General features: G+C 71.4%; 7 protein-coding genes and 1 pseudogene. 7 read left to right on the plus strand and 1 reads right to left on the minus strand.

Features of this window, described 5'->3' with window-relative positions; all coding sequences use genetic code 11:
* Positions 1 to 476 (plus strand): annotated as a pseudogene (locus AB8Z36_RS22560) (serine/threonine protein kinase); the annotation flags it as partial.
* Here the strand turns inward: AB8Z36_RS22560 and AB8Z36_RS22565 are convergent.
* Complete coding sequence (locus tag AB8Z36_RS22565; protein ID WP_369215175.1) at positions 460 to 1,278, minus strand: SGNH/GDSL hydrolase family protein; 819 nt, start codon at positions 1,276 to 1,278, stop codon at positions 460 to 462. The pseudogene AB8Z36_RS22560 and the gene AB8Z36_RS22565 sit on opposite strands and share 17 nt — an antisense overlap.
* Before the next feature lie 233 nt (positions 1,279 to 1,511).
* Between AB8Z36_RS22565 and AB8Z36_RS22570 the strand changes: the two genes are divergently transcribed.
* From AB8Z36_RS22570 to AB8Z36_RS22595, 6 genes are all read left to right on the plus strand, one after another.
* Positions 1,512 to 1,937, plus strand: coding sequence for a hypothetical protein (locus tag AB8Z36_RS22570; RefSeq protein WP_369215176.1), 426 nt, complete (start codon positions 1,512 to 1,514; stop codon positions 1,935 to 1,937).
* 1 nt (position 1,938) lies between these two features.
* Positions 1,939 to 3,042 carry a GNAT family N-acetyltransferase gene (locus AB8Z36_RS22575; RefSeq protein WP_369215177.1) on the plus strand — a complete coding sequence of 368 codons (1,104 nt, stop codon included), beginning with the start codon at positions 1,939 to 1,941 and terminating at the stop codon, positions 3,040 to 3,042.
* A 361-nt stretch (positions 3,043 to 3,403) separates the two neighbouring features.
* Positions 3,404 to 4,237, plus strand: a complete 834-nt coding sequence (locus AB8Z36_RS22580; RefSeq protein WP_369215178.1) for a glycosyltransferase family 2 protein — start codon at positions 3,404 to 3,406, stop codon at positions 4,235 to 4,237.
* Positions 4,234 to 5,253 (plus strand): glycosyltransferase family 2 protein, encoded by a 1,020-nt coding sequence (locus tag AB8Z36_RS22585; RefSeq protein WP_369215179.1) that lies wholly within the window; start codon positions 4,234 to 4,236, stop codon positions 5,251 to 5,253. The genes AB8Z36_RS22580 and AB8Z36_RS22585 overlap by 4 nt, the downstream gene beginning before the upstream one ends.
* On the plus strand, positions 5,250 to 6,056 hold the full coding sequence (locus tag AB8Z36_RS22590) for a polysaccharide deacetylase family protein (protein WP_369215180.1): 807 nt from the start codon (positions 5,250 to 5,252) through the stop codon (positions 6,054 to 6,056). The genes AB8Z36_RS22585 and AB8Z36_RS22590 overlap by 4 nt, the downstream gene beginning before the upstream one ends.
* On the plus strand, positions 6,049 to 7,836 hold a 1,788-nt coding region (locus tag AB8Z36_RS22595; RefSeq protein WP_440581972.1), incomplete at its 3' end, for a lipopolysaccharide biosynthesis protein. The genes AB8Z36_RS22590 and AB8Z36_RS22595, both read left to right, overlap by 8 nt.

Below are 7,836 nucleotides of genomic sequence, written 5' to 3' on the forward strand. Positions count from 1 at the left end.
GCTCGGGAAGCGGCGGGAACAACGGCGGCAGCGGCGGTACGACCACCAAGCCGCCGCAGAGCGTGCAGGTGCGGCTCACGGGCGCGCACACGCGGTACGAGGGCTCCTGTCCCCCGGCGGCGGCTCAGGCGCCGTCGTTCACGGCCACGTTCACGGTGGGGCGGGTCCCGGTCGATGTGCAGTACCGCTGGGTCACCAGGACGGGGCAGTCGAGCGACCCGGGGTGGAAGACGCTCTCCTTCTCCTCGGGCGGGTCGAAGACGCGGCAGGTCAATCACACGGAGACGGGGTACGGCACCGGGTCGGACACCTGGTCGAACTCCGTCCATGTGCAGGTGCGCTCCCCCAAGGCCGTGACCTCGAACTCGGTGGAGTACTGGGTGACGTGCGAACACGGGCAGGAGACCCCGACGGACGGGGCCTCCTACACGCCGAACGGCTCCGCGCGGCCGACCGGGGTCAGGCCGCCGAGGTGAGGACGGGGAGGTAGCCGCCGGACTGTCCCGCGGCCTTGGGGTGGTAGGACTCGCCGGGGCTGAGGATGTTCAGGCTGTGCAGCCAGGCGTCACCGGAGCAGATCTCGTGGCCGGTGAATGTGCCCGTGACGTCGCCGAAGGTGAAGCCGTGATCGGCGGCGCGCTTGGCGGTGGCGGTGTTGAGGTAGTCGGCGGCACCGTTGATGGCGGACCGCTCGCGCTCGGAGAGACCGGCCACACAGCTTCCGCTGAGCTTGTAGAAGCGGGGGTAGCCGAGGACCACCACATGGGCGGCGGGGGCCTTGGCGCTGATCGCCGAGTAGACCTTGTCGAGGCTGGCGGGGAGCGTGGAGTCGACGTAGGAGCGGGCCTGGGCGATGCGGGCCAGGCAGTTGGCCTCGGACTGCAGGACACAGGTCGTCATGACGTCGGCGAAGCCCGCGTCGTTGCCGCCGACGGAGATCGAGACGAGGCCGGTGCCGGAGCCGAGCGGGCCGAGCTGGTTCGCCAGGACGTCACCCGTACGAGCGCCCGAGCAAGCGGTGAAGTTAAAGCTTGAGGGTGAATGCGCCGCCGCCCAGAGGGCGGGGTAGGCCTTGGTGCTGCGCTTGCAGTTGCCGCTCGCGCTGTCGTAGCTGCCGGCGCCGACGCCGGAGGAGTACGAGTCGCCGAGCGCCACATAGCCGGTGGCCGCCCGGGTTTCGGCGGAGGGGGTGGCGTGCGCCGCCGCGGCCCCGGTGAGGGCGAAGGCGATCGCGAGGAGGAGCGAGGACACGTATGCCGTGAATCGGGACAATCTCATGGAACCTCCCTTAGCAGGATTTCCGCTGTCCCGTGGTAGCACGCGGTTCCGCTTGCCGATAGTGTCCATGTCAATAATTTCATCGGCAATTTCCCAGCGCACGCGCGTAGTTCACCCGCGCCACAGCCGCGTGGCGAGGAACATCCGTGCGCCTCCTCGGCGTCTTGACGGCCTACCTGACGCTGCGCCACATTGAAGCCCGGCATCCGGCGCGTCGGGGGGCAAAGTCGCCAATGCAGACGATCAGGAGCAAGGCGTCGGCACCAGACGCGCCGCGCACGGGCGCGAAGGTCCTGGCACGGGACGCGCTGCCGCTGCTCGCCGGAGCGGCCGTCGCCGTGGGCTGTGTCGGCGCGATGCTCGCGCTCGTCGGCCTCGACTCACCGCTGCGCGGCCCCTTCACCCTGTTCTTCCTGATCGCCGCGCCCGGCGCGATGATCGCCGCCGCACTGCCCGCCCTCGAACCGTGGGGCAGGGCCGTGGCCGCCGTGGCGGGCTCCGTCGCCGTCAACATGCTCGTCGCGCAGGCCATGCTGGCGCTGCACATCTGGTCGGTGCGCGGCGGCGTCGTCGCCGTGACCGTGCTGAGCGGGCTCGTCCTGCTGCTCCTCGAAGCGCGGCGCCTGCGCCGCCGTGCGGCCCGAAGGCGGGCCTCCTGACGTGGACGTCACCGTGCACCGCCCCGGTGAGCTGACCGCCGCCGACCGGGCGGCATGGACCGCTCTCCAGTCCAAGGCGCATCTCAACGGCGCCCCGGAGCTGGCGAATCCTTTCCTTTCACCCGAATTCACCCTCGCCATGGGGCACGAGCGGCGCGGGGTGCGGATCGCCGTCGTGCGGGACGCCGACGGCCCCGCCGCGTTCTTCCCCTTCCAGCGGACCGTCACCGGAGTCGGCCGGGCCGTCGGGCTCGGCGTCTCGGACTGCCAGGGGCTCGTGCACCGGCCGGGCTTCGACTGGGACGCCCGGCAGCTGCTGCGGTCCTGCGGGCTCGCGGTGTGGGAGTTCGACCACCTCGTGAACGGCCAGCGGCCCTTCGAGGCGGCGGGCGCGCGCGGCACCTACCCCTCCCCGGTCATGGACATCGATCAGGGGTACGAGCACTATCTCGGCCAACTCCGTACGCGGTCACCGAAGTTCACCCGTACCACTCTCGCCAAGGAGCGCAGGCTCGGCCGCGACCACGGTCCCGTCCGCTATGTGCACGACGAGCGCGACCCGAGGGCGCTGGCCGCCCTGATGGGCTGGAAGTCGGCCCAGTACCGCAGGACGGGCCGCAGCGACCGCTTCGCGCATCCGTGGATCACCCAGCTCGTGGACCGCCTCTTCCACTCCCGGGGCGACTCCTTCGCCGGAGTCCTCTCGGTGCTCTACGCGGCGGACGCGCCGGTCGCGGCACACTTCGGGCTGCGCAGCGAGCGGATCCTCGCCTGCTGGTTCCCGGCGTACGACCCGGCGTTCGCGAAGTACTCGCCCGGCCTGGTGCTGCACCTGGCGATGGCGGAGGCGGCCGCCGCCGACGGCATCGCGTACCTCGATCTCGGCCGCGGCCAGAAGGAGTACAAGGATTCCCTCAAGACGCGCGAAATCGTTGTTCATGAGGGCAGGGTGGCTTTGCGTCACCCGGTCGCATTCGGACACACGGCTCGACGTGCACCCGTCCGGGCACTGCGCAATACCGTGCTGTCGAGGCCAGAATTGTTTGATCCGGCTGACAGGCTGCTCAAGCGGATGGGTAAAATCCGATCGCACGGCAAGGAATAGGGCAGTCCGAATGTGATCGCATAGATTGCTCAAATCATGAAAAACGTGAGGCCACGTTCCAGGTCTTGCCATAGAGTCGTCATCATCAATACCGTCATACATCCACCCGCAACGGTCCATCACGCAATGCGATCTAGGGGAGGGCTCAAGATCGCGGTGGCACCGTGCGGGGCGCGGTAGGGGGGTGCCGTGCCCGGCGATCACTTTATTACCGGGTCACGTCCCGCGCTATGCCAGCTCTCTTGGCATGCACGGAGATCCATTTCGTCATGCTCAAGTGAGAACCCCCCTTTCGAACCGGATCAATTAGCGGACCGCCCGGGGGCGGGCGGCCCACCGGACGAGAGGGATCACCGGACTCATGACCTCTTTTGTGCGCCCGGCGGACGCCGGGCAAGACCCGTTTGATGAGATCTCCCGCGACTATCGGCCGATCTCCACACACCTGGCGATCACACCGCCGGTGAGCGTAGTGATACCCGCGATGAATGAAGCGGAGAATCTTCCCTACGTATTCAAGACGCTGCCCGACTGGATCCACGAGGTCGTTCTCGTGGACGGGAACTCCACCGACGACACGGTGGCCGTCGCCCGCGAGCTGTGGCCGGAGGTGAAGGTGGTCCGCCAGCTCGGCAAGGGCAAGGGCGACGCCCTGATCACCGGCTTCGCCGCGTGCACGGGCGACATCATCGTGATGGTCGACGCCGACGGCTCGGCCGACGGCCAGGAGATCGTCTCCTACGTCTCCGCCCTCGTCTCGGGCGCGGACTTCGCCAAGGGCTCCCGGTTCGCCAACGGCGGCGGCACCGACGACATGACGCCCATACGCAAGCTCGGCAACCACGTCCTGTGCACCGTGGTCAACGCCAAGTTCGGCGCCCGCTACACCGACCTGTGCTACGGGTACAACGCGTTCTGGCGGCACTGCCTGGACAAGATCGAGCTCGACTGCACCGGCTTCGAGGTGGAGACCCTGATGAACATCAGGGTCGTCAAGGCCGGTCTCAAGGTCCAGGAGATTCCCAGCCACGAGTACCTGCGCATCCACGGGGCCAGCAACCTCCGCGCGGTCCGTGACGGCATCCGGGTCCTCAAGGTGATCCTGGCGGAGCGCTCCAACCGGGCCAGGCGGGGCCCGCGCCGCAAGAGCGCCCGCGGCGTGACCGTCCCGGCTGGCCGGGGAGAGGCGTCTTGAGCACGGAGATCTCCGTGGTCGTCTGCGTGTACACCGAGGACCGATGGGAGGACATCCTCGCGGCGGTCTCCTCGGTGGGCGCGCAGTCGCTGCCCGCCGTGGAGACCCTCCTCGTGGTCGATCACAACGCCGCCCTGCTCGACCGGCTGGCCGGGGAGTACAAGGAGGCCGAGGGGGTGCGGGTGCTCGCCAACGCGGGCCCGCGCGGCCTCTCCGCCGGGCGCAACACCGGCATCGCCGCCGCACGCGGCTCCCTCGTCGCCTTCCTCGACGACGACGCCGTCGCCGAGCGGGACTGGCTGCGCCACCTCGCCGCGGCGTTCGGGGACCCCCGGGTCCTCGCCGTCGGCGGGCGCACCATGCCGCTCTGGGAGTCGAGGCGGCGCCCCGCCTGGTTCCCCGAGGAGTTCGACTGGGTCGTCGGCTGTACGTACAAGGGGCTCCCCCAGGGGCTCGTCCGGGTGCGCAACGTCCTCGGCGGGAACGCCGCGTTCCGGCGCTCGGCCTTCGACGTGGCGGGCGGCTTCGCGACCGGCATCGGGCGGGACGGCGACAGACGGCCGCTCGGCTGCGAGGAGACGGAGTTCTGCATCCGCCTCACCCGGGCCGCCCCGGACGCCGTCCTGCTCATCGACGACCGCGCGGTGATCCACCACCGGGTGCCGTCCGCGCGGGAACGGTTCCGCTACTTCCGGTCCCGCACCTACGCCGAGGGCCTCTCCAAGGCCCTGGTCTCCCGCAGCGTCGGCGCCGCCAAGGGCCTTCAGTCCGAGCGGCGCTACACCACACGGGTGCTGCCCGCCGGGGTCGCCCGCGGCCTGCGGGACGCGGTGCTCGGGCGGCCGGGCGGCGCGGGACGGGCGGGCGCCATCGTGGCGGGAGTGGTCACGGCGGCCGGTGGCTATGCCGTCGGCAGCCTGCGCGCCCGGCGCTCGGGCACCACGTTCTCCGTCATGGAGATCCCGGGGGACGGGGAGACCAAGGACCCGGCGGCCGGTGCGGGGGCCGCCGCATGAGTCCGGGGCAGCAACCCGTGCCGATCCTGATGTACCACGCGGTCGCGCACGCGCCGAACGAGGCGACGCACGAGCTCTCGGTGTCGCCCGAGGCGTTCACGCGGCAGATGGAGGTGCTCGGGGAGCGGGGCTTCACACCGCTCACCACCGCCCGGCTCGCGGCGGTCTGGCGCTCGGGGGGCGAGCTGCCCGAACGCCCCGTCCTGATCACCTTCGACGACGGCTACGAAGGGGTGCACCGGTACGCGCTGCCCGTGCTCGCCAAGCACGGCTTCGCCTCCACGCTCTTCGTCTCCACGGGCTGGCTGCGCGGCGCGCACGACACCGGAGGCGGCCTCGACCGCATGCTCGACTGGGACCAGGTGCGCGAACTGGCCGCCACCGGCACCGAGATCGGCGGCCACAGCCACACCCACCCCGAGCTGGACCAGCTCGGCGACACCGAGCTGCGCAGCGAGCTGCGGCGGTGCCGGGACATCGTCGCCGAGGAGCTGGGCACCCGGCCCGTCTCGTTCGCCTACCCGTACGGCTATTCGAGCCGCCGGGTGCGCACCCGGGTGCGCGAGGCGGGCTTCGCCCAGTCGCTCGCCGTCGGCAACTCCCTGGCCCGCCGGGCCCAGGGGCCGTACGCGCTGCGCCGGGTCACCGTGCGCCGCTCCACCGGGACCGATGAGTTCGAGCGGCTCGTGGAGGGCCGCGCGGTGACCCGCACCTTCGCCAGGGACCGTGCCCTCACCAAGGGGTACGCCATGGTCCGCAGAGCCCGACAGATCCGCCGGAAGGCCATTCGTACCCGTGTCTGACACGACCACCGCCCAGGCCGGCGCCGCCGCCCCCGGGGGCGGCGGCGGGCAGCCGTCGTCCGGCAAGCCGGGCAAGGCGCGCAGAATGCGCCTGCCGGGCACGGACGGCGGCAGTCCGCTGTTCCGCAACGCCTATGCCCTGATGCTCAACACGGGCATCTCCGGGGTGCTCGGCGTCGGCTTCTGGCTGGCCGCCGCCCGGTACTACTCGGAGTCGGCGGTCGGCCAGGGCTCGGCCGCGATCGCGGCGATGAAGCTCCTCGCGGGGCTCACCGCCGTGACACTGACCGGCGCCCTCGCGCGGTTCATCCCCATCGCGGGCCGCGCCACGGGCAGGCTGATCTTCAAGACGTACGCGGGGAGTTCGGTGGCCGTCGCGCTCGCCGCGGGCGTCTTCCTGCTCACGCTGGACCTGTGGGGTCCCTCGTACCGCTTCCTGCACGGTCCGGTGCACGGCGTCGGGTTCATCCTCGCCGTCGTCGCCTGGTCGGTGCTCACCCTCCAGGACGGCGTCCTCACCGGGCTGCGCAGCGCGCTGTGGGTGCCGGTCGGCAACACCGTCTTCTCGGTGGCCAAGCTCGGGCTGCTGATCGCCATGGCCGCGGCGATCCCGACCGCGGGCGTCTTCGTCTCCTGGGTCGCCTCGATCGCGGTGTCGGTGATCCCGCTCGGCTGGCTGGTCTTCCGGCGCCTCGTGCCGCGCCACGTACGCGCTACCGACGGCAAGGCGCAGCCGCCGACCCTGCGCGAGATCGGCCGCTTCCTGGCCGGTGACTACACCGGTTCGCTCTTCTCGCTCGCCGTCGTCTACCTCGTGCCCGTCATCGTCGCCTCACAGGTCAGCTCGGTCGACAACGCGTACTTCTACATCACCACCACCATCGGCGGCACCGTCAACCTGCTCGCCATCAACATGGGCGCCTCGCTCACCGTCGAGGGCGCGCACGACCCGGCGCTGCTCGCCGCCAACACCCGCTCCGCGCTGCGCCGGATGGCGATGATCATGCTGCCGGTGTGCGGTGTCCTCTTCGTGGGCGCGCCGTTCATCCTGAGCCTGTTCGGACCGGCGTACGCCGACGCCGCCACGCCGCTGCTCCGCTGGTTCGCCGTGGGGGCGCTGCTGCGGGTCGTGATGGAGACGTACTTCGCGGTGCAGCGCGCGCAGAGCAGGACCTCGGGGATCGCCTGGCTGCAGGGCCTGCTCTGCGTCCTGGTGCTCGGGCTCACGCTGATCCTGCTGCCGCGGATGGGCCTGACCGGGGCGGGCATCGCGGAGATCTCCAGCCTCGCGGTGATCGTCGCGATCGCCGCGCCCAAGCTGTACCGCGTGACGCGCTCCGTGCCCGCCGCCCGGACCCCGGTGGAGACGGCCCCGGACGGGGACCTCGCCGACCTCGGGCAGCGCGACGCGCCCACCATGCGCATCCGCCGCCCCGCCGCACCCGGCGGCTCCAGGGCGCGCGGGGAGCGGCACGGGCCCGCGTGGGCGCTGCGGGAGTCGCTCGACTCGGAGACCCTTCAGCTCGCCGTGCAGCTCGACTTCGACCACCCGGAGCGCAGGCCCGACGTCCGTCCGGGGCCGGGCACGCCCGCCGCCGACGCGCCCGCCGGAGGTACACCCGAAACGCCCGAAACACCCGGCGCTTCCGGCACACCCGGCACGCCCGAAGCACCCGCCGCGCCCGCCGCCGGGTGCGGCGGGGCGGCGGATGCGCATGGTGGGCGCGTCGCGCTGCCCGAGGTCGGCGAGGTCCCCGTCCGGGGCCGTCTCCACCGGGGT

Source organism: Streptomyces flavofungini (assembly GCF_041028215.1).
GTDB lineage: Bacteria > Actinomycetota > Actinomycetes > Streptomycetales > Streptomycetaceae > Streptomyces > Streptomyces flavofungini_B.

Bases quoted from the DNA above. Each gene is read 5' to 3' on its own strand.
- AB8Z36_RS22590 (WP_369215180.1), top strand. From the start codon at position 5,250: ATGAGTCCGGGGCAGCAACCCGTGCCGATCCTGATGTACCACGCGGTC.
- AB8Z36_RS22580 (WP_369215178.1), top strand. From the start codon at position 3,404: ATGACCTCTTTTGTGCGCCCGGCGGACGCCGGGCAAGACCCGTTTGAT.
- AB8Z36_RS22565 (WP_369215175.1), bottom strand. From the start codon at position 1,278: ATGAGATTGTCCCGATTCACGGCATACGTGTCCTCGCTCCTCCTCGCG.
- AB8Z36_RS22570 (WP_369215176.1), top strand. From the start codon at position 1,512: ATGCAGACGATCAGGAGCAAGGCGTCGGCACCAGACGCGCCGCGCACG.